The organism is Nocardia sp. bgisy134, assembly GCF_057708325.1.
The window spans coordinates 658,457-679,168 of sequence record NZ_JBYIRW010000001.1; the positions used below are offsets into that span (position 1 = coordinate 658,457).

General features: G+C 70.1%; 22 protein-coding genes and 1 other RNA gene. 12 read left to right on the forward strand and 11 right to left on the reverse strand.

Annotation, left to right across the window (positions count from 1 at the left end):
* From cobC to AC3ERS_RS02955, 7 genes are all read left to right on the forward strand, one after another.
* Positions 1-1,044 carry an Rv2231c family histidinol phosphate aminotransferase CobC gene (cobC, locus tag AC3ERS_RS02925; protein WP_431963142.1) on the forward strand — a complete coding sequence of 348 codons (1,044 nt, stop codon included), beginning with the start codon at positions 1-3 and terminating at the stop codon, positions 1,042-1,044.
* A 339-nt stretch (positions 1,045-1,383) separates the two neighbouring features.
* Positions 1,384-2,508 carry a Nif3-like dinuclear metal center hexameric protein gene (locus AC3ERS_RS02930; RefSeq protein ID WP_431963144.1) on the forward strand — a complete coding sequence of 375 codons (1,125 nt, stop codon included), beginning with the start codon at positions 1,384-1,386 and terminating at the stop codon, positions 2,506-2,508.
* 123 nt (positions 2,509-2,631) lie between these two features.
* The gene (locus AC3ERS_RS02935) at positions 2,632-3,276 is read left to right on the forward strand and encodes a hypothetical protein (RefSeq protein ID WP_431963146.1); all 645 of its coding nucleotides are present in this window, start codon (positions 2,632-2,634) and stop codon (positions 3,274-3,276) included.
* Between the two features lie 142 nt (positions 3,277-3,418).
* The gene (locus AC3ERS_RS02940; RefSeq protein ID WP_431963148.1) at positions 3,419-4,156 is read left to right on the forward strand and encodes a zinc ribbon domain-containing protein; all 738 of its coding nucleotides are present in this window, start codon (positions 3,419-3,421) and stop codon (positions 4,154-4,156) included.
* Positions 4,157-4,193: 37 nt separating this feature from the next.
* Positions 4,194-5,435 (forward strand): bifunctional RNase H/acid phosphatase, encoded by a 1,242-nt coding sequence (locus AC3ERS_RS02945; protein ID WP_431963150.1) that lies wholly within the window; start codon positions 4,194-4,196, stop codon positions 5,433-5,435.
* A gap of 320 nt (positions 5,436-5,755) precedes the next feature.
* Positions 5,756-6,460 carry a chymotrypsin family serine protease gene (locus AC3ERS_RS02950; RefSeq protein ID WP_431963152.1) on the forward strand — a complete coding sequence of 235 codons (705 nt, stop codon included), beginning with the start codon at positions 5,756-5,758 and terminating at the stop codon, positions 6,458-6,460.
* A 209-nt stretch (positions 6,461-6,669) separates the two neighbouring features.
* Entirely contained in the window at positions 6,670-7,434 is a 765-nt protein-coding gene (locus tag AC3ERS_RS02955; RefSeq protein ID WP_431963154.1) for a class I SAM-dependent methyltransferase, read from the forward strand.
* Positions 7,435-7,472: 38 nt separating this feature from the next.
* Here AC3ERS_RS02955 and AC3ERS_RS02960 read toward each other — a convergent pair whose 3' ends face one another.
* The 3 genes from AC3ERS_RS02960 to AC3ERS_RS02970 form a co-directional block, all read right to left on the reverse strand.
* On the reverse strand, positions 7,473-8,057 hold the full coding sequence (locus AC3ERS_RS02960; protein WP_431963156.1) for an NUDIX hydrolase: 585 nt from the start codon (positions 8,055-8,057) through the stop codon (positions 7,473-7,475).
* A 197-nt stretch (positions 8,058-8,254) separates the two neighbouring features.
* Entirely contained in the window at positions 8,255-8,773 is a 519-nt protein-coding gene (locus AC3ERS_RS02965) for a TrmH family RNA methyltransferase (protein WP_431963158.1), read from the reverse strand.
* Positions 8,774-8,917: 144 nt separating this feature from the next.
* Positions 8,918-9,805, reverse strand: coding sequence for an alpha/beta hydrolase (locus AC3ERS_RS02970; RefSeq protein ID WP_431963160.1), 888 nt, complete (start codon positions 9,803-9,805; stop codon positions 8,918-8,920).
* Between the two features lie 64 nt (positions 9,806-9,869).
* Here AC3ERS_RS02970 and rnpB point away from each other — a divergent pair.
* Positions 9,870-10,284, forward strand: an RNA gene (gene rnpB / locus AC3ERS_RS02975) — RNase P RNA component class A.
* A gap of 65 nt (positions 10,285-10,349) precedes the next feature.
* Here rnpB and AC3ERS_RS02980 read toward each other — a convergent pair.
* Complete coding sequence (locus AC3ERS_RS02980) at positions 10,350-10,610, reverse strand: hypothetical protein (protein WP_431963162.1); 261 nt, start codon at positions 10,608-10,610, stop codon at positions 10,350-10,352.
* Between the two features lie 168 nt (positions 10,611-10,778).
* Entirely contained in the window at positions 10,779-11,171 is a 393-nt protein-coding gene (locus tag AC3ERS_RS02985; RefSeq protein WP_431963164.1) for a hypothetical protein, read from the reverse strand.
* 417 nt (positions 11,172-11,588) lie between these two features.
* On the opposite strand from AC3ERS_RS02985, the gene AC3ERS_RS02990 reads away from it, so the two are divergent.
* Together AC3ERS_RS02990 and AC3ERS_RS02995 are read left to right on the forward strand one after the other, a co-directional pair.
* A complete protein-coding gene (locus tag AC3ERS_RS02990; RefSeq protein ID WP_431963166.1) occupies positions 11,589-11,921 on the forward strand; it encodes a hypothetical protein in 333 nt (110 codons plus the stop codon).
* A gap of 11 nt (positions 11,922-11,932) precedes the next feature.
* Positions 11,933-13,369, forward strand: a complete 1,437-nt coding sequence (locus AC3ERS_RS02995) for an RNB domain-containing ribonuclease (protein WP_431963168.1) — start codon at positions 11,933-11,935, stop codon at positions 13,367-13,369.
* Between the two features lie 70 nt (positions 13,370-13,439).
* On the opposite strand, the gene AC3ERS_RS03000 is transcribed toward AC3ERS_RS02995, so the two are convergent.
* From AC3ERS_RS03000 to AC3ERS_RS03010, 3 genes are read right to left on the reverse strand one after another with little or no spacing between them, the layout of a single operon-like run.
* A complete protein-coding gene (locus AC3ERS_RS03000) occupies positions 13,440-14,312 on the reverse strand; it encodes a CHAD domain-containing protein (RefSeq protein WP_431963170.1) in 873 nt (290 codons plus the stop codon).
* Positions 14,313-14,315: 3 nt separating this feature from the next.
* A complete protein-coding gene (gene pip / locus AC3ERS_RS03005; RefSeq protein ID WP_431963588.1) occupies positions 14,316-15,278 on the reverse strand; it encodes a prolyl aminopeptidase in 963 nt (320 codons plus the stop codon).
* Positions 15,278-15,688, reverse strand: coding sequence for a hypothetical protein (locus tag AC3ERS_RS03010; RefSeq protein ID WP_431963172.1), 411 nt, complete (start codon positions 15,686-15,688; stop codon positions 15,278-15,280). Before AC3ERS_RS03010 ends, pip begins: the two co-directional genes overlap by 1 nt.
* 247 nt (positions 15,689-15,935) lie before the next feature.
* Between AC3ERS_RS03010 and AC3ERS_RS03015 the strand changes: the two genes are divergently transcribed.
* Positions 15,936-16,574, forward strand: a complete 639-nt coding sequence (locus tag AC3ERS_RS03015) for an FHA domain-containing protein (protein WP_431963174.1) — start codon at positions 15,936-15,938, stop codon at positions 16,572-16,574.
* Here AC3ERS_RS03015 and AC3ERS_RS03020 read toward each other — a convergent pair.
* The 3 genes from AC3ERS_RS03020 to AC3ERS_RS03030 are packed head-to-tail and all read right to left on the reverse strand — an operon-like array spanning position 16,555 to position 19,510.
* Positions 16,555-18,396, reverse strand: a complete 1,842-nt coding sequence (locus AC3ERS_RS03020) for a serine/threonine-protein kinase (protein WP_431963176.1) — start codon at positions 18,394-18,396, stop codon at positions 16,555-16,557. The genes AC3ERS_RS03015 and AC3ERS_RS03020 overlap by 20 nt on opposite strands.
* The gene (locus AC3ERS_RS03025; protein ID WP_431963178.1) at positions 18,393-19,232 is read right to left on the reverse strand and encodes a hypothetical protein; all 840 of its coding nucleotides are present in this window, start codon (positions 19,230-19,232) and stop codon (positions 18,393-18,395) included. The genes AC3ERS_RS03020 and AC3ERS_RS03025 overlap by 4 nt, the downstream gene beginning before the upstream one ends.
* Positions 19,232-19,510 carry a hypothetical protein gene (locus AC3ERS_RS03030; RefSeq protein ID WP_431963180.1) on the reverse strand — a complete coding sequence of 93 codons (279 nt, stop codon included), beginning with the start codon at positions 19,508-19,510 and terminating at the stop codon, positions 19,232-19,234. The genes AC3ERS_RS03025 and AC3ERS_RS03030 overlap by 1 nt, the downstream gene beginning before the upstream one ends.
* Before the next feature lie 165 nt (positions 19,511-19,675).
* Here AC3ERS_RS03030 and AC3ERS_RS03035 point away from each other — a divergent pair, with 165 nt between their 5' ends.
* Positions 19,676-20,665, forward strand: a complete 990-nt coding sequence (locus AC3ERS_RS03035; RefSeq protein ID WP_431963182.1) for a hypothetical protein — start codon at positions 19,676-19,678, stop codon at positions 20,663-20,665.
* Positions 20,666-20,712 lie beyond the last annotated feature (47 nt).

Genomic DNA, 20,712 nt, shown 5'->3' on the forward strand with positions numbered 1-20,712 from the left:
GTGCCCTCCGACACAGTCGATCACGCGCTGCTTCGCCATCACGGCGACGTCGACGCGCGCCCGGGCATGCTCGATTTCGCGGTCAACGTGCAGGGCAGCGCGCCGCCGCCGTGGCTGCGTGAACGCCTCGCCGCCCGGCTCGCCGACCTCGGCCGCTACCCGAGCGCCGCCGAGGATCTGGCCGCCCGCATCGCCGTGACCGCACGGCACGGCCGCCGCCCGGACGAGGTGCTGCTGCTGGCGGGCGCGGCCGAGGGATTCGCGCTGCTGCCGAAGCTGGCCCCGCGTCTCGCGGCGGTGGTGCACCCGTCGTTCACCGAACCGGAGCTGGCGCTGCGGCAGGCCGATGTGCCGGTCGTCCGGGTGCTGCTCGAACCGCCCTACATCCTCGACCCGTCCGCCGTGCCCGACGCGGCCGATCTCGTCGTCCTCGGCAACCCGACCAACCCGACCTCGGTCCTGCATTCCGCCGACACCGTCCGCGCGCTGCGTCGTCCGGGCCGCGTGATCGTCGTCGACGAGGCCTTCGCCGACGCCGTCCCCGGCGAACCGGAATCCCTGGCGGCCCTCGCCACCCCAGACGTCCTCGTCCTGCGCAGCCTCACCAAGACCTGGGCGCTCGCGGGCCTGCGCTGCGGCTACGCCCTCGGCGCCCCCGACCTGCTCGCCCGCCTCGACCACGGCCGCGCGCACTGGCCACTCGGCGCACTCCAGCTCGAGGCGATCGCCGCCACCGCCGAACCCGCCGCGGTCGCCGAATCCCAGCGCCACGCGACCGCCCTCGCCGCCGCCCGCGCCGCGATGATCGAGCGCCTCACCGACCTCGGCCTGCACGTGCACACACCTGCCCGCGGGCCTTTCCTTCTCCTGCACGTTCCCGGTGGCGAGGTGCTGCGCAAGCACTTGGCCGAACAAGGCATCGCGGTGCGCCGCGCGGACACGTTCCCCGGGCTGGGGCCCGACCACCTCCGCGTCGCGGTGCGGGACGAGGCCGCGGTGGACCGTCTGTGCGCAGCGATCCGCACCGCGCCCGGTTTCCCCTGACGTGCGGCGCTGACTTCGACCGCCCGTGTTCGGGACTGCCGCCGGTGGCAGTAGGTCCGGTCTCGGCAGGACGCACGATACGCAACCGCCATTTCCTCCCGTCAGTAGAGAAAAGGCGGTCGCGTGAGGAGCTAGTTCCAGGCGGTGTCGCATGAGGGCAAACGGGTGCACCACGCCGATGACCACGGCGAGCCGGTGCTCGACTGGTCCCCGCGCCCTCTTGCGCCGGTGGGATAAGACCGGAACCAGGTGCGATGTCGGGCGACGACAGACGCGGCGGGATGATGGGACGGCCGGTATGCGCCGGGACAGGAAATACGGGAGGAGCGAGGTAGGCGGATGGTGACGACGCTGGCGGATCTCATCGGGGTGCTGGACGCGGCGTATCCGCCGAAGCTGGCGGAGTCGTGGGACTCGGTCGGGCTGGTGTGCGGTGATCCGGACGACGAGGTCAGCAGGGTGTTGTTCGCGGTGGACGCGACCGCCGCCGTCGTCGACGAAGCCATCGAGTGGCGCGCCCAGGCATTGGTCGTGCACCACCCGCTGCTGCTGCGCGGCGTGGACAGCGTGGCCGCCGACACCGCGAAAGGCGCTCTGCTGCACCGCCTCATTCGTTCCGGATGCGCCCTGTTCACCGCCCACACCAACGCCGACTCCGCCGATCCCGGCGTCTCCGACGCGCTCGCCGCGGCCATCGGGCTGACGGTGACCGGTCCGCTGGACCCGAAACCGACGGCTGCCGTGGACAACTGGGTCGTCCAGGTGCCGCGCACCCACACCGACGCCGTGCTCGGCGCGCTGTTCGACGCGGGTGCGGGCGGCGTCGGCAGTTACGACGAGTGCGCGCTGCGGGTGCCCGGCGTCGGCCAGTTCCGGCCCATGCCGGGCGCGAATCCGGCGATCGGCGCCATCGGCGAACTGCAGCGCGTCGACGAGGATCGCGTCGAGGTCATCGCGCCGCCCTCGGCGCGCTCCGCCGTGCTGGCCGCGCTGCGCGCTGCGCATCCCTACGAGGACCCGGCCTACCACGTCACCGAACGGGCCGCCCTGCCCTCCGGCCTCGGCATCGGCCGCGTCGGCATCCTCCCGGAACCGGAACCGTTGCGCGACTTCACCGCTCGCGTCTCCGCCGCCCTGCCCGCCACCGTGTGGGGTGTCCGCGCCGCGGGCGATCCGGATCGCGTGATCGAGCGCGTCGCGGTGTGCGGCGGCGCGGGTGACTCCTACCTGTCCACCGCGGCCCGGCTCGGCGTCGACGCCTATCTCACCTCCGATCTGCGCCACCACCCCGTCGACGAACACCTGCGTACCGGCGGCCCGGCCCTGATCGACGCCGCGCACTGGGCCACCGAATTCCCGTGGTGCGCCCAGGCGGAAGGCATCGTCACCGCGACGCTGCCCGATCTGGAGACCCGCGTCTCGACGCTCCGCACCGACCCGTGGACCGTAGGCGCGGCGGACTGACACCGCCGTCGGCCTTCGACCGGCAGGGCGCGCGGCTCGCCCGCCGCCGAAATGGGTTGCCGTTCGGCGAGGTTCCCCGGCGTTCGCCGGAATCGAAGGGCCGCAACCGGGTACAACTACCCCATGAGTTTCCCGGTGGATTTCGGGATCGTGCAGATCGGTTTGATCCTGCTGATCCTGATCGCGGTCGCGCTGCTCGTTTCGGCGCTGGTGAAGATGCGCAGGGTCGGGCCGCGGGTGCTGCTCGGCCGAGGCGCGGGCGGTGTCGCGCTGCTCGTCGTCGCGGTGTTGCTGCTGTGGGTGGCGACCCTCATGCAGACGTACCTGGGACTCAGCGGCGAGATCAAGGCCGCGCACGTGGTGGTGCGCGAGGTCGCGGGTGACGACCATCAGCTCGAGGTCGACCTCACCCTCTACGGGGACGACGACCACTCCGAGCGTCGCGAGAAATTCCGCGTTCAAGGCGATCTGTGGGTGTTGCAGGCCAATATCGTCGAACTGGAGCCTTGGGTGAACGCCCTGGGCTTCCACTCCGGCTACAAGGTCACCCGCCTGTACGGTCAGCGCCTCGACGGCGTCGCCACCACCCAGAACCAGATCTTCCTGAACGGCGACGACGCCGACTTCTTCGCCGACATGAGCGATGGCGCTTGGTGGACCAGCCCCTTCGTCCGCTCCGCCTACGGCAACGCCGTCATCGGGACCCCGGGTGAATACGACGTCTACATCTCCCGCGATGCGATCAAGGCCCGCGCACCCGGCAGCTGATCCGCCGCCGTCCCGGCGACTCGCCCCTCGGCCCGGTCTCGGAACCAACCGGCCCGTAGCCGGGGTACGGTTGAGCACTGGCGTTCGCCCTCCGGCGGATACCCCCGACCCGTCGTCCACAGTGTTCAGGAGTTTGTCCGCGTTGAATGTCGAACCACCGATCCAGGCCAAGCTGCTCCAGCTCGCGGCTGTCGACGCCGAACTGACGCGGATCGCGCATCGGCGCACCGTGCTGCCCGAGCAGCAGGAAGTGGCGCGGCTGGAGGGGGAGCGCAACAAGCACAAGGACGCCGCGGTCGCGGTGGAGATCGTGCTGGACGATCTGGATCGCGACATCCGCAAGCTGGAGGGCGAGATCGACGCGGTCCGCAAGCGTGAGGAGCGCGACCGCGGCATGCTGACGGCCGGTTCCGTTGGCGCCAAGCAGCTTTCGGAGATCCAGCACGAACTGGGCAGCCTGGAGCGGCGGCGCGGCGTGCTGGAGGACGAACTGCTCGAGGTGATGGAGCGCCGCGAGGCGTCCGCCTCCGACCACGATCACGCGGGCGCGCGGCTGAGCAAGACCGAGGAAGAGCTGGCCGACGCGCAGCGGGTGCGCGACGAGGCGCTGGCGGATCTGGATGTGGCGCAGGGGCGCTGCGCCGACGATCGGTCCAACCTGCTCGGCCTGTTCCCCGCGGAGCTGCTCGCCGTCTACGACAAGCAGCGCGCCGAGCGCGGCGTCGGCGCGGCGCTGCTGCAGGCCCGCAAGTGCGGCGCGTGCCGCATCGAACTGGACCGCGGCGAGATCGCGCGCATCGCGAAGACGGCGCCCGACGTGGTCGTGCGCTGCCCCGAATGCGGCGCGGTCCTGGTGCGCACCAAGGAATCCGGTCTGTGACCTGCGGGTTCGATCGGCCGGATGCCGAGGAGGTCCGGTGAGCAACGAGCACGTGATCGTCGAAGCGGACGGCGGTTCGCGGGGCAACCCCGGCCCCGCGGGGTTCGGCGCGGTGGTCTTCGACGCCGGTCACGTCGCGGTGCTGGCCGAACGGCGCGAGAGCGTGGGCATCGCCACCAACAATGTCGCCGAGTACCGCGGGCTGATCGCGGGCCTGGAGGCCGCCGCCGAGCTGGGTGCGCGCACGGTGGACGTGCGCATGGACTCCAAGCTGGTCGTCGAGCAGATGTCGGGCCGGTGGAAGGTCAAGCACGCGGCGATGATCCCGCTGGCCGACCGAGCCAGGCGCCTGGTCGCGGACTTCGACCGGGTGAGCTTCACCTGGATTCCGCGCGCCCAGAACTCGCACGCCGATCGCCTGGCCAACGAGGCGATGGACGATGCCACGCTGGTCGGCGAGGTGCGCGCGGCCAGCGAGGCCGAGACGGCGACCGCCGAAGAGCTGTCCGCCCGAGACACCGCGCCTAGCACCCGAGTCGCCGAGCCCAGCGCCCACGGCGCCGAACGCACCGCGCCCAGCTGGATCGACGAGGCGCGCGCCGCCCAGGTCGACCCCGCGAACACCGAGGCCGTCTCCGGGAGTCCGGGCTGGACCGGTGCGCTCGGCCGTCCGACCCGCCTGCTGCTGTTGCGCCACGGCCAGACCGAACTCTCCGTACAGCGGCGCTATTCGGGTCGCGGCAACCCGCCTTTGACTCGGCTGGGCCGCGAACAGGCCGCGCACGCCGCGAAAATGCTTGCGGCCAAAGGTGATATCGCCGCCATCCTGAGCTCGCCGCTGGGGCGCGCGCGGGAGACCGCCGAGGCCGCAGGCGCCGCGCTGAACCTTCCGGTGCGCACTCACGACGGACTCATCGAGACCGATTTCGGGGCCTGGGAGGGGCTGACGTTTCTCGAAGCGGCGCAACGCGATTCGGAGTTGCACGCGCGCTGGCTCGGTGACCCGTCGGTGGCCGCGCCGGGCGGGGAGAGCTTCGACGAGGTCCGCGAACGCGTCGAGGCGGTGCGCCGCGACCTGGTCGCGCTGTATCCGGGCCAGAACGTGCTGGTGGTCAGCCACGTGACGCCGATCAAGACGCTGCTACAGCTGGCGCTCGGGGTGGGGCCGTCGCTGCTGTACCGCCTGCATCTGGATCTGGCGTCGCTGTGCGTCGCGGAGTTCTATCCGGACGGCGGTTCCTCGGTGCGGCTGGTCAACGACACCTCCTACTTGTCCTGAGTGCGTTCTGTCCGCAGGCCCGGGCCGCTTCGCGTCGCCGGTCGGCCCCGCTCACCCTCGCCATGACCCGGCGCTCGTCTCCGGGTACTGTGGCGCGGCACACATCGCATCGCGCGCACCGGCCGCTACCCCTACGTTGAGGTAGCCGACAGTCGACCGAGGCTGCGTACTCGGTTCGCTCCGCATCGGCGCGGAAGGGGCCGGAACGGGCATCGGCGGAGGTTTCTGTCGGTGCGGTGCCGCACGATGTGTGGGGTGGGTCGATCCCTCGATCGAAATCGAGTGTCGGCCTGTGTCTTTCGAGAAGGAGAGTTACTGCTGTGAGATTCAGGTGGATGGCGGCCGCGACGGCCGTCATCGCGGGTGTGGGCGCAGCTGTCGCGGGCGCCGCGCAGGCTGCTCCGGGGAATGTGGTGCTGGGTGGAAGCTCCGGCCTCGTCTTCGAGAACAACTCCGCGTGCTCGCTCACCGCGATCGGCTACGACAACGCCAATCGTCTGGTGGGTCTGACCGCGGGCCACTGCGCGCCCGCCGGTGCGCGGCTGGCGTCGGAGACCGCGCTGGACGCGGGCGCGGTCGGTGTGGTGGCCTACTCCGACAACGGGGAGGGGCTGGATTTCGCGGTGCTGCAGTTCGATCCGGCGAAGGTCACGCCGGTCCGCACGGTCGGCGCCACCACCATCAACGGGATCGGCCCGACGCCGGGCCCCGGCACCACGGTGTGCTCCAACGGCCGCACCAGCGGCCCCGGCTGCGGCGTCGTCTGGGGCAACCTGGACGAGACCATCACCCTGAACCAGGCGTGCTCGAAGCCCGGTGACTCCGGCGGCCCGGTGACCGTCGGCGACCGTCTGGTCGGCATGAACCAGGGCAGGCTGACCGGTCTGGCGGGCATCGGCTTCGACGTGCCGTGCACCACCGCGGCCAACCCGATCCACTCCCCGGCGTTCTTCGCGCCGATCGACGTCATCCTCGCCACTGTCAACGCCATCGGCGGCGTCGGCGCTGGATTCCGTCCGGTCTGATCCCGTCTCGGCCGAACCTTCACCGTCGCGCGCCCGCGCTGCTTTCGAGACAGCGCAGGCCGCGGCGGTGAATTCGTCTGAGGGGTAAATAAATTCGACGGCGCGTCCCCGGTCGGCACGGTGGCCTCGCGTCAGACGGAGATCAGCGGCTCGCCGGTGTGTGGACGCCGGTCGGAGCGCGGCCGAACCCGCTCTGGTTAGCTACCCTCGTGGACGCTTCGCGTGAGCCGACGGCGTGGACGTCGAGCGAGGTCGCCGATGATTTCGTCCGGTGGGACGACACCGTCGGGTGGCTGCTCGGCTACCCCTTCGTCTTCGCCGCGCTGCGTCTGGAGCAGCCGGACGTGACCGCCCTGCTGGATCTCGGCTGCGGACCCGGGCACGTCGCGCGCCGCGTGGCCGAGGAGCACGATGTCGACGTCCACGCCGTGGACATCTCACCGGCCATGCTGGCCATCGCCCGCACGCACTACCGCCACCCCCGGGTGACCTGTCACCTCATGACCGGCTCGAATCTGGCTTTTCTGCCCGACGCCTCGGTGGACGCCGTCATGTCCTGCTTCGTCTTCGTCTGCGTGCCCGAACGGCAGCAACTCCAGGACATGGTGGCCGAAGTGCGTCGCGTGCTGCGGCCGGGTGGTCGCTTCGCCCTGCTCAACGCCCACCCAGGACATACCGGGGTGGCCTTCGACAGCTTCCAGATCGGCCGACCGGGCGTCGACTACCAGCCGGGCGATCCGATGCCCGTCCGGCTACACCGGACCGACGGCGAGTGGATGGACATCGTGGACACCTACTGGCCCGGCGAGACGTATCACGAGCTACTGCACGACGCGAACTTCACCCCAGTGTGGCAGCAGGAGCCCACGTTGGACGACGCGCGACGCCTGCTGGGCGCGGCGGCGGTCAGCAGGAGGGAGTGGACGGCCGAACGGGAAACGCCTCCGTTTCTCCTGGTGGTCGGGGAGAAGTAAGTCCTCCCCGCCACCGAATTGTCGCGCTGACAGCAGGACTAGCTCGCGACGGCATCCCGGTCGGGCCCGAGGACGGCCTCCAGCTTCGTCAGGAAGCGGGCGAAATGCGGATCGGATTCCGGCACCGCGAAGCGATCGACGTCCCACCAGCGGCCGCCGCCGAATTCCCGGGGGTCGAGGCGGTATTCGCGCGTGCGATCACCCCGGATCACGTACCAGAGGCTCACGTCTTCATCGCCGCTGTGCATGCCGATGGTGGTGGTCACGGTGAGGAACAGCGGCGCGGGGCCGACCACGTCGAATTCGGCGGCGATACCCAGTTCTTCGTGGGCCTCGCGCCGGGCCGCCGCCAGCGGATGCTCGCCCGGGTCGAGGTGTCCGCCCATCGGCAGCCACAGCCCGGCCAGCCGGTGCCGTCCGAGGAACACCGCCCGCGCCGCCGGATCCACCAGCACCGTGTACGCCACCAGATGTCGCTGCGGCACTGCCGGTTTCTCCCTGCGGAACACGTCGTCGGTCGACGCGAGCCAGTCCAGCGTGGTCGCGATGTGCTCGCGCTCGAGCTCGTCGCAAGGATCGATCCCTCGCACGATGTCGGCAACCGCGGCAGTCGCAGCGTTCATGGCCCGCGACTGTAGCCCCGGGCACCGACAACCTCGCCCGGGCATTTGGTCCCGACCGTCTCGGGTACGCGACTCCGAGCACTCGCGACGAGGAGGTTACCCATGGACCCGCGACGCCCGATCGCCCCGGACACCGACAAGCTGCACGAACTCGCCGACACCCTCGGGGATCCGCTGACGTTTCCGACCTGTCTCCGCTAGCAAAGCCCCGCGAGCTTGTACAACACCAGCGATCCCGCCACCGCCACATTGAGACTGTGCCCGGTGCCCACCATCGGGATCTCCACCGCCACGTCGAGCAGTTCGAGTCCCTCCGGCGGAATCCCGTCGGTCTCGTGACCGAGCACCATGACCGTGCGCTTGCGCGCCGTCGGCAGATCGGCCAGCCGGATGGATTCGTCGGTGAGCTCCACGCCCACCACGGCCGAACCGCCGGCCCGCTGTCGTGCCAGCCAGCGGTCGACGCGGCCGTCCACCCAGTGCACACACTGCCGGTGGCGCAACGTGTTTCCCTGGTTCAGCGCGTCCGGTACCCACGGTCGGCGGGGGACGGCCAGGCACGCGCCGACCGCGTCGCAGGTGCGCAGCAGCGTGCCGAGATTGGCGCTGTGTTTGGGCCACAGCGGCGCGGCGATCAGATGATTCCAGCAGCCGTGCGCGCGTTGCCGCCGCTGGCTGCGCAGTTCCGGGCGGCTTCGCAACCGCGCGGCGGTCATCGCTGGACGGGAAGACCCTTCCCAAGGGAGACAAGGAGTTTCATCGAGACGATGCTTCGCGGCGCATCGGGGCCATCGCAGAAGGAATCCGGTACCCGCTACGATACCCGCCCCGGCGCACCGGAAGTGCGCCGGGGACGGTGGTCACGGCCGTAGTACCGAGACCAGGAATTCGGTCTGGTCGTACACCGCCTGCTCGAAGACATCGTCGAAGTACACGTCGAAATGCCCGACGGGATAACGCTTGACGACCGCGTGCTTGGTGCGTTCGGCCGCCTTGAGCGTCGGCTTGGCGGGCGCGATCGAATCGTTGTCGGCCACCGCGTAGAACACCGGCACCTTCAGCGCCTTGGCGTGCCTGCCGGGGGAGTCGAACAACGCAGGAAAAGCGATGCGCGCGGCCACTTTCGGCTCGTAGGTCTCGCTCTCCTCGGCCAGCCTTCCGAAACCCTCCGGCACGTCCGCCGCGCTCATCAGCGCCGCCGACCGCTTGCGCCCGGCCAACCGGATGCGCACCGGCTTGCGCCGCAGCGGGCCGATCAGCAGGTCGGTGGCGGCGATGGTGGCGACCTTGGTCAGGCTGATCGGGCCCTTGGCCCACGCCGAGGCCCATCCGCTGGTGAACGGCACCTGGGCGACGACGGCGGCGAGGTAGTCGTCCTCCGGCGCCACCGTCAGCACGTGCCCTCCGCCGAAAGACGTGCCCCACAGCGCGATCCGGGTCTTGTCGATGCCGCGCAGCGTGCGCGCGTAGGAGATCGCCGAGCGCCAGTCCTCGCGTTGCCGCGCGATGTGCAGCAGCTGGCGCGGATCGCCTTGGCTCGCACCGAAATGTCGGTAGTCGAACACCAGCACCGCCATGCCTGCCGCGGCGAATCGCCGTGCGTACCTGTCCAATCCCATATCCCGCGTGCCCCCCAGACCGTGCCCCATCACCACGAGTGGCCGGGGCTTGGGGACGCCTGCGGGAGGATACAGCCAGGCGGCGCACTGCTGGCCACCTGAGGGAAAACTGACCTCGAGACGTTCCATGACGTCTAACCGTACTGGCGCGAGCGGCTGTCCACCGGACGGGGAGTATCCTGGCACGCGCGGACGAGTTGGTCGGGCGGCCGCGGCGATGGGAACGGGCACACTGTGCCGCCGCCCGTCGCCGAGGAAAGTCCGGACTCCACAGAGCAGGGCGGTTGCTAACGGCAACCCGGGGTGACCCGCGGGACAGTGCCACAGAGAACAGACCGCCCGCGTCCCTTCGGGGGCGCGCGGTGAGGGTGAAACGGTGCGGTAAGAGCGCACCAGCGCCTCGGGTGACCGGGGCGGCTCGGTAAACCCCGCCCGGAGCAAGGTCGAAGGTCGCACTCCCCGGAGTGCGGCTGCGCAGGCGTTCGAGGGCTGCTCGCCCGAGCCTGCGGGTGGGCCGCTCGAGGCACCCGGCGACGGTGTGCCCAGATGGATGGTCGCCGCCCGGTGTGAACCGGGAACAGGATCCGGCTTACAGACCAACTCGTCCGCCGCACTCGGCGCCCGCGATTCGCGTGATCGCGGGCGCCGAATGCACTCGCCAGAACTCGGTGAATCAGACCAAGCAGACTGGGAACGCGGGCGGGACCAGGACCGTGGGTATGCAGAGGAAGCCCGCGACGACCGGCGCGAGCGGGCCGAGCCACGCGAAGGTCAACCCCAGTCCGGCGGGCTGGACCGGTAGTGCGGGAGCCAACTCGGTCACGGGCGCGACGGGCGCGTGATCTGGGGCCGCGATCGCCCCGCCGGAACCGAGAATCAGAGACGTCGTGATGGCCGCTGCTGCGAAAGCAGTGCGCAGGCTGGTGCGTTTCATACTTCTCCCCTCGACTCGTCGATCAACCGGGTTGCCGCTACTTCGCGGGCAGGTTGTCACTCGCGGAGCGAAGCGGCGTCTCGATTAAGCACTGGCAAGGGGATCGCTGACCATCGGTCGGTCCGCTGAGCGGACCGCGCGCCGGGACGTGCGGCCCGCATCGAGGGGTCAGCAGAGGTACTTGGCGGTGGTGTAGATGGCCTGCGCTTCTTCCTTGGTCGCGGCGGTCTGGCCGGACTTGGTGCGGTCGACGATGTTCTGGACGGCGGCGTCCTCGGCCTTGCCGTCCTTGATGTCCTTGCACGTGCCGGTGAAGATGTCGGCGACCTGCGCGTCGCTGCGGCCATCGGCCAGCTTCGGGAAGGCGCTGCGGTAGCTCACCACGAACATGCCCGCCTTCGCGCTGTCCGGCACGGCGGCGCTGTTGGGCTGGCCTGCGGGGGAGGCGGCCGCGGAGGTGGCGGCGGGCGCGGCGGTGTCCTTGTCGTCGCTGCCGCAACCTGCCACGAGCAGGGCGAAGAGGGTCGTGCTGACCGCGATGGCGGCGGAAGTTCTTCTCACGGTGCGGGATGCTAGTGGCACCTGACGAAAGCCGCCTTCCGTGCGGTTAACGGAAGGCGACCGGCGTGTGTCGTTCTCTGTGAGATCAGGTCGGATCGACCATGAAAACCTGCGCCCAATATGCGGCCTGCTCGGGACCGAGCAGGGGCATCAGGTAGTCGAAGATGATCGATGACATCAGTGCACAGCTCCCAATTGTCGACGTACGGTGTCATTTCGGAATGGGCGGTGAGATCAGCGCCCGCACCGGCCCCGAACAGTAGCAGTCCGGCGCGACACGACGAGCCGGGCCGGGTGATTTGTACGTAACTGGCCTAGACGTGACCGACGTCATACAGTAGTCGCCGTTGGCAAGGCCCGGTGCCGGGCACCAGCGGGCCGATTCATACTTCGATTGCGGAAGCAGGTCTCAACTCTATGCGGGTAGTTCGTTCATTGGTCGCCGGCGCGCTCATCGCCGGGGCCGCATCGGTTTTCGCCGCCCTCGGCGCCGGGTCCGCCAATGCGGTCGCGCTGACTCCGCTTCCCGGCGGGGTGCAGGTCGACCTCAGCCCCGCCGACACCAAGTGGGTGGCCGAGAGCAATTTCGGCCTGGCGATCGCCGGTCTTCCGCACCCGTCCGCGGCATCGTTCGGTGAGGCGCTCGACGCCGCGGCCGACCTGTCGTCGACCTATCCGACCGGTCGGGTGACGTTCACGGTGTTCGGTCCGTTCAACGAGCTGAACGGCACGATGCTGGCATTGCAGTAACGTATTTCCACGTGGAACTGCACCAGCGGATCATCTCGGCGCCGGTGGATTTCGGCGCCATCCGATCCGAATTCGGTTTGGCCTCGGCGTACCCCGCCGAGGCCTCCGTGGAAGCCCGCGACGCGGTGGACGCGTTCGCGGGCGACCGGATCGATCGCACCGACATCGAGCTGGTGACGATCGACCCCCCGGGGGCCATGGATCTCGACCAGGCCCTCCACCTGGAGCGCAACGGCTCCCGCTTCACCCTGCACTACGCGATCGCCGACGTCGGCGCCGTCATCGCCCCCGACGGTGCGCTCGCCAGAGAATCGAGCGCCAGGGGCCAGACCTTCTACCTCCCGGACGGCACGGTGCCGTTGCATCCGCCCGTCCTTTCGGAGGGCGCGGCGAGCCTGCTGCCCGAGCAGACCAGGCCAGCGGCCCTGTGGACCATCGAACTCGACGAGAACGCCGAACCACGCGACTACTCGGTGGTGCGCGCGACCGTCCGCTCCCGCGCGCGACTCGACTACGCGGGCGTCCAAGCCGACGCCGACGCGGGCACGCTGCACCCCTCGATCGCGGCCCTGCCGGAATTCGGCACGCGGCGCATCGAGGCCGGGCTGGCCCGCGGCGCGATCGGGCTGCGACTGCCCGCCCAGAGCGTCGTCCGCGACGACACGAACCACGGACATTGGCGGCTCGTCCTCGAGCCGCGCACGGCCGCCGACGACTGGAACGAGCAGGTCTCCCTGCTGACCGGCATGTGCGCGGCGCGCATCATGCTCGACGGCGCCGACAGCGAAGGGCGGCGGATCGGTCTGCTGCGCACCATGCCGCCGCCCGCCGAATCCGCCATCGCGTCGCTGCGCCGCACCGCCGCCGCGCTCGGTGTGGCGTGGCCCGCGGATCAGCCGGTGGGCCGCATGCTGGCCGGGCTCGACCCCAACTCTCCCGCCGCCCTGGTGCTCATGTCGGAGGCCACCGGTCTGCTGCGCGGCGCCGCCTACACCGTGGTGAACGGATCGGCGCCGGAGAGCTTGGCGCACAGCGCGATCGGCGCCCCCTACGCGCACGTGACGGCCCCGCTGCGCCGCCTCGCCGACCGCTTCGCCACCGAGATCTGCCTGGCCTACTGCGCGGGCGTGCCGGTGCCGCAATGGGTTCGGGCCGGGCTTGATCCGACCGTCGACACCATGCGGCGCACCGACGGCGTCGCGGGCAAGGTGGACCGGGCCTGCATCGACCTCACCGAGGCCAGCCTGCTCGCGCAACGCCCCGACGCCGAGTTCGACGCCGTCGTCGTGCGCGAGGCCAACGGCAACCGCCCCGCGGAGGTCTTCATCGCCGACCCGCCGGTGCTCGGTCCCTGCACCGGGACACCGCCCGAAGGCGCGGCCGTCCGAGTCCGCCTGACCCGCGCCGACCCGGTCACCCGCAAGATCGGCTTTGCCTTCGTCGCCTGAATCCTGGCAGACCGTTTCCGCGGTGCGCGGCGGTCGAATCCGCTGCGAGGCGTGTGGACGGGCCGCGCGGTCACCAGAGGCTGGTGGACAGGGCTTCCGCGGATTTGGGGTAGCGGGCGAGGGCGTGGTTGGCGGCGGCGGTCTCCGCCGTGATGAGGCGGCGGTAGCTGGCGGTGTCCTCGCGCGCCGCTTCGGCTTGCGCCGCCCGTTCGATGATCGCGTCGGTGGACTCGATCGCGTCGCGGTGGTCGCCGAGCACGGTCTGGAGGCGCTTGGCACGCGTGCCGAGATCAGCGGCGGAGTCGCCGATGACCTCTTCGGCGGCCTCGCACGAATACCGTAGACGCTTGGCGCTCTTGCGGATATCGTGCAGCGTCTCGATGCGTTCGGCGCCGGGCACTGTCGGCTCGTGCAGGATGAGCGCGGCCAGCCGCTCGTGGTCGCGCAGCAACACCACGCCGAAGAAATCCGTCGCGGGCGCCGCGGCGCGGGCGCGACGCAGCGGCGGGTCGGTGCGCCACTGGGTCAGGCGTTCGCGCAGCGTGCGGTAGCGGTCGGTGTCGAGCGCGGCGAGCACTTCGGCGTGCGCGTCGTCGTAGCGCGCGCGTTCGGCCGTCACCAGCCGGTCGGCCACCGTCTCGGCGTCCGGCACGTCGCCGAGGTCGTGCAGCAGGTCGGCGAAGCGGTCGGCCCGCACCTCCGCGTCGCGGGCGACACCGAGCAGACCGGCCAGCCATTTCAGCTCCGCGCCGACCTCGGCCGCCGGATTCTTTTGGAACAGACTGCGATACGAGCGCAGCACGCTGCGCAGCCGCCGGGTGGCGACCCGCATCTGATGGACCGAATCCGGTGCGTCCGCGCGCACGTCGGGCTCGGCGGACAGCAGCCGGTCGACGTCGTCGCGCAGCGCGGCGATCAGAGCGTCCCCGGCAGCGACCACCATGGCTCAGCCCACCTTCGCGAAACCGTCGGTGGCTCGGACCAACCGGTCGACGATGCCGGGCTCGTTGGCCGCGTGGCCCGCGTCGTCGACGATGTGCAGTTGCGAACCGGGCCACGCGCGGTGCAGATCCCAGGCGCTCACCGCCGGGCAGACGATGTCGTGACGACCCTGCACGATCACGGCGGGCAGATGCGAGATGACGCCGATATCCCGCAGCAGCTGCCCATCCGTCAGGAAACCGCCGTGCCGGAAGTAGTGGTTCTCGATGCGCGCGAACGCCAGCGCGAACCGCGGCTCACCGGTTTCGGCGACCCGATCCGGGTGCGGCAGCAGCGAACTGGTGGCGCCCTCCCACACCGACCACGCGATCGCGGCCGCCGTGGCGACCTCGGGATCGGGGGAGTGCAGCAGCCGGTGGTACGCCTCGACCAGGTCGCCGTCGCGCTCGGACTCCGGCACCGGCGCCAGGAACTTCTCCCACTCGTCCGGGTAGACGTTGCCTGCCGCGCCGTTGTAGTACCAGTCGATTTCCTTGCGTCGCAACAGGAAGATGCCGCGCAACACCAGTTCGGTGACGCGTTCCGGGTGTTTCTGCGCGTACGCCAGCGCCAGCGTGGAGCCCCACGAGCCGCCGAACACCTGCCAGCGGTCGATGCCGAGATGTTCGCGCAGCGCCTCGATGTCGGCGACCAGGTGCCAGGTCGTGTTGTGCGCGAGATCGGCGCCGTCGGCGATGTGCGGCGTGGAGCGCCCGCAGCCGCGCTGGTCGAACAGCACGATGCGATAGGCCGAGGGATCGAAGAACTGCCGGTGGAACCCGGCGGTGCCGCCGCCGGGGCCGCCGTGCAGGAAGACCACCGTCTTGCCCTCGGGATTGCCGCTGACCTCCCAGTACACCGACTGGCCGTCGCCCACGTCCAGCAGGCCCGACTCGTACGGCTCGATCGGGGGGTACAGGGTGCGCATCACAGGCCCACGATGATCGAGGCCAGGTCGGGCGTCTCCAGCGCTTCGATGGCCTGCTGGCGCACGTCCGGGCAGCTCTTCAGGGTGACGGTGTCGACGACGGCCTTGTTGCCGAGCACGTCGATGCCGTTCTGCAGACCCCACGGGTGGACGATCAGGTTGAGGCCGACCCGCCCCAGCGTCGGACCCTGCACCCGGAAGTTGGACAGCTCGGGCCGGATGGCGTCGCACAGCTGCTTGGCGGCGGCGTCGGTGACCTCGACCGTCGGCTTCTGGGTGCCGGTGCCCTGGGCGCGGGTCGTGGTGGCCGAGGCGGGCGCCGACGTGGTCGATCCCGTGCTACCGGTGGGCTCGGGGTTCCCGTTCGTCCCGCACGCGGCCAGTGTCGCGGCGGCGAACACGGCGGCCACCAGCGGGGTGCTACGGGAAATCCAACGGCTGTGCGGCATCGGTACCTCTGATCGAGTCGGGAATGTCGGCTTCGAGTCTGCCATTGTTTGCCCGAGGCGGCCCGTGCACTGCGTCCCACGAGCGGGCAGGCAGGCCGCCTCGCGGCAGTGACACCCGCACCGCGTCGCGGTCGCCGTCGAAGGCTCGCACCGTAGGGCGAAGAACTAGAATATGAGTACCCAAAGCCCCCGTGTATCGGTAAAGGGAATGGCCATGACCTGGGATTCTACTGAGCCGCGCCTCACATACACAGACGATCATGGGCATCGCCGAGGTGTGACCCTGTCCGGCGATGTGCCGCGGGTGACGGTCGGCAGATCGTCTCTGGCCGATATCGCCCTGACCGCTGATGGACAGGTGTCGAGGCTGCACGCGACGGTGGAGCAGATGGGCGGGCAGTGGACCATCGTCGACGACGGGCTGTCGCGGAACGGCACGTTCGTCAACGGGGAACGTCTCGCCGGCCGCCATCGGCTGCAAACAGGGGACAGCATCCGGATCGGCAACACGGTGCTGACCTATCTGGATCTGGGCCGCCGGGCGACCAGTGCGAAAACCCAAGCCGATTCTTCCCAACGCATGCCGACGCGACGGTCGTTGACGGACGCGCAGATGGCCGTGCTGGTCGCGCTGTGCAGGCCGTTCAAGCACAACGCCACGTATGCCACTCCGGCATCGAATCAGCAGATCGCCAAGGAACTCTTCGTGACCGACCAGACGGTGAAGACCCACATGCGAGCGTTGTTCGGAAAGTTCGGTGTCGAGGATCTCCCACAGAATCAGAAGCGGGCCAAGCTCGTCGAGCGAGCCATGAACAGCGGAATCGTCAGCGAGCACGACTTTTGATCTCGGCTTTGCGGCGATAGCGTCGACGCTGTCCGATCCGCCAGGCGCCGACGGCTCCCGCGACGCCTGCCAGCGCTCCGAACACCGCCGCGGTCACCAACGTCGCGATCGTCGGCTGCTTGCCGAGCAGAATCCACACGGCGCCCACCATCCCGACCGCGACCAGACCCGCGCTCGCGGGAACGCCCACACCGCCGGACACTCGACGTCGGCGGTGGCGTAGCGAACGCAGGAACGACTCCAGATACGCGAGCGCGAACAAGATGAGCGCCGCGACGCCGACCGCGGCGGCGGTGGATATCGCCGGCTGCGTCGTCCTGACCGGGAAGCTCGACGTGGCGGGCGGCACGCCCGCTTCGGTCAGCGCCAGTTCACCGGTGAGTTCGCCTGCGAGCAGGTACCGGCCGCCCAGCGGGGGCAGCGTGGCCACGCTGCGGCCGGATTCCGGGACCAGCGGGGCGCTCTGCTGAGCGACCGTGGCTCCCAGCGCCTTCAGCCGTAGCTCGGCCGTGGTGGCGGAGGGCGGCCCGGCCGCGCTGACGACCACCGGTTGGTTCAGGTCGATCTCGATCTTTTCGCCGGAGGCGGGATCGACGCCGCCGACCGTGGCAGCTCCTGGCGGCAGGGTCCCGCCGGTGCTCGGCGAGCCGAGGCCGATCACCGCGACGGCGAGCGCGATCAGCGTCAGGCCCGCCGCCGTCAGCAGTGGCACCCGGGGCGACCGCAGCTTCACCACCTCCTTGACCGGGATCAGGTCGGCTTCGGCGACATCGGCCAGGCGCGCGCCCTGTGCACGCTCGGCCGGCACGGGCCGCACGGTCGGCGTGGCCGGCGCGGTCGGCCCGTGTGCGAAGGAGCGCGCAGCGACGGTCGTGGCTACCGGGGCGGTCGTGCGTGTCGCCGCGGCGGAGATCGTCTCCGCACCCATCACCGGAATGCCCTGGGCAGCAAGCCAACCCGGCCCCCATGGCTCGGTGGACGCCTCGGCGAGGGCGATTCCGAACGCTTCGGCCGTCGGATACCGCTGCGCCGGATCGGTAGCCAGACCGCGCATGACCACATCCGCGAGGTGCTCCGGGATATTCGGAGCGACCTCACCCAACGGCGTCGGCTCGTCGAAGGCGTGCATGAACAGCGTCGCCAGCGCATCCGTCCCTGCGGGGAAGGGCAAGGAGCCGGAAAGCAATTCGTAGAGCATCGTCGCCAGGGCGTAGACGTCGGTGGCCGGGGTCAACTCGCCCCCGCGAGCCTGCTCGGGGGCGATGTAGGACGGTGTGCCGATCACCTCGCCGGTTTTGGTGGCCATGGTCTCGTCGCCGCCGACCACCTTCGCGATGCCGAAATCGGTCACCTTGAGCGCCCCGGAGGCGGCGAACAGCAGGTTCTCCGGTTTGACATCACGGTGCAGGATGCCGCGATCGTGCGCCGCCTTCAGCCCCGCCGCGCACGACAGCGCGACGGCGACCGCCGACGGCGCGTCGAACCCGTCACCGGTGAATCGACTCCACACGGTGCCGCCCGGCAACAATTCCATGACCAGCAGGCACAGCCCGTCGCTTTCGACGTAGTCATAGACCGGAACCACGTGCGGATGGTCCAGCGAGGCGAGCATCCTGCCCTCGGAGGCGAATCGGCGGCGCACGATCGGGTCGGCGGCGAAGGTCGAGGGGAGTTGTTTGATCGCGACCGCGCGGTCGAGGCCGCGGTGCCTGCCTGCGAGGACGACACCCCAGCCTCCCTTCCCCAACTGGCCGCCGATCTCGTAGGCGGGCAGCGCCGCGGCGATCCGGTCGACATCGGTTGTTATCGGATCGGTAGTCATCGGCCCGATACCTCGAGACCGACCGGCACGGTGCGCTGCTCGCGCTCGTCCTCCTCCTCGAGTTCGGCCTCTTCCTCCTCCCGCTCGGCCGCTTCCTCTTCGGCGGTCGTCGGGGTGGGGGTGAGGTAACCGAGCACGAAGAACCCGCCCGTGACGACCAGTGCGACGAGCACCCACCGTTCGGCGCTCGGCACCCAGAATCGCAGCGCCGACAGCGAGAACACCAGCACGAGTCCGATGCCGAGTCCCGGCCCCATGAGGCGCATGCCGCGCTGCCAGCGGTTGGCCGACATCCGGTGCCGGGCAACCATCAGTGCCGCATCGGCGATCGCCACCAGCGTGAGGACCAACAGCGCCAGCCCGAACAGGCCGTATACCGAATGCAGCGAGCCACGCACGTCGGTGACGGTCGCGGTGCTACCGAGCACAGTGTTGCCGGAGTCGAATGCCGTCACCGATCCGCTGATCAATCCTGTTGCCTGTTCGGCCAAACCGGACATCTCGAGCGAATAGCTGAGTCGCCCGGTCGATTTCGGTGGGACGGTCAGATTCACCGAAGTGCTGAAGGAGTAGAGCGTGAGCCCGGCCACTTGGCCGGACAGTTCGATGCGCCGGACGGTGACCGGATCGTTTCCCTCATTGGTGACATCAACGTCCACCGCCGCGGAACCGTTGGGGTCCAGGCGAATCGGATCGGCCTCGGTCGCCGTGGCGATGTCTCGGCCGTTGATGCGGACCGCAAGGCCGACGGAATCGGCTGCCGCCTGCGCCGGTGCGGATGCGGGTGCGAGCACGCTGAACACGACCAGCGCGATGAATATGCCAAGGGTTTTCACTATCGCTCCTCTGGTCGCGGCGGCGGGCTCAGCAGCCGCCGTGTATAAACGAAGACCCCGATCAGCACGAAGAACGCGATCACGGCGAGCGTCGAGGTCGCTGCGTCGACATTGCTGGCCAGCACGACGTCCAGCGCCGCGGTGAGTACCGGTCCGCACGCCGCGGTGACCTGGTGGTGGCCGACCGGGATCGAACCCGTATCCAGCCGGGATTGGAATGCGCCGGTCTCGTCGGCGACGGTCGCGCCGGCCGGTGCGCCGCCGACGGCCATGTCCACTGTGGCTCCGGCTGGGCAGCCGTAGCCCGAACCGGAAACGGGCTCACCCGGGGCCACGGCCGGTGCGCTCAGCAGCAGCGCACCACCGGGCTGCCGAACCGGCGGCAGCGGCGGGGGGACCGCCTGGCTGGTTTCCTGCTGCGGCTGCGGCGGATCCTGGGGCTGTTGTCGCTGCGGCTGGGGCTGCGGCTGCTGCGCTTCCTGTCGCGGCTGTTCCTGTTGCGGCTGTTGCTGTTGCGGCTCTTGATGCTGTTGCTGACGCGGCTCTTGCACCGGCTGCGGTTGCGGCGGCTGCGGCTGCGGCTGCGGTTGCGGTTGTTGCTGCGGCTGCGGCTGCGGTTGTTGTTGCTGCGGTTGTTGTTGCGTTTGCGGCTGCTGCTCCGTGCCGCGACCACCCGGTGGTGGGTTTTCGACGACCGGTGGAACGACGACCGGATCCTCCTTGGGCGGATCCTTCTTTGGATCCTCCTGCGGCGGATCGGCCGTGTCGTCTGGGGGACCCACATCGTCCCCGCGCGGACCATCCGAATTGCCCCCGCCTCCGCCGTCCTGGCCGGGCGGCGGCCATGCTCCGCCTCCGCCTCCGCCTCCCTGGTCGGGTGGCGGGTCGGATTGTCCTCCGCCGTTCTCGCCGGGCGGCGGCCATGCTCCGCCTCCGCCTCCGCGTCCCTGGTCGGGTGGTGGGTCGGATTGTCCTCCGCGTCCCTGCTCGGGTGGCGGATCGGCCTTGGCGTCCGGGGGACCCACATCGTCCCCGCGCCGACCATCCGGATTGCCCCCGCCCCCGCTCGACGGATCGCTCGGGTTTGCCCACGGCGAATTCTGTTGCTGTTGCCCTGGCTGCTGTTGCCCTGGCTGTTGCTGTTGCCCGCCCGGTCCCACCGGTTCCGGTCCGGCGGGCGCCGGTCCGACGGGTTCAGGTCCGCCCGGTCCCGGCCCGGGCCCACCCGGCTGTCTGGCCGGCTGCTGCGGCCACTGCTGGTGAAATGCGGGCGGAGTGGGAGCCGCGTGCGCCTCGAGGTCCGGCGTGAGACCGCCGAAGACCGCGAATCCGCCGATGACGATCAGGAGGCAGGGCCGTGCGACTGCACCTATAGGAGTGCGTACATCACCCATCCGTCTCACCCCCGAGCGTGTGCCCGTACGTCCGAGTAGTGTTCGCCCACCCGTACGGGACGACAGTGGGGCGAGTCGCGGCGGAA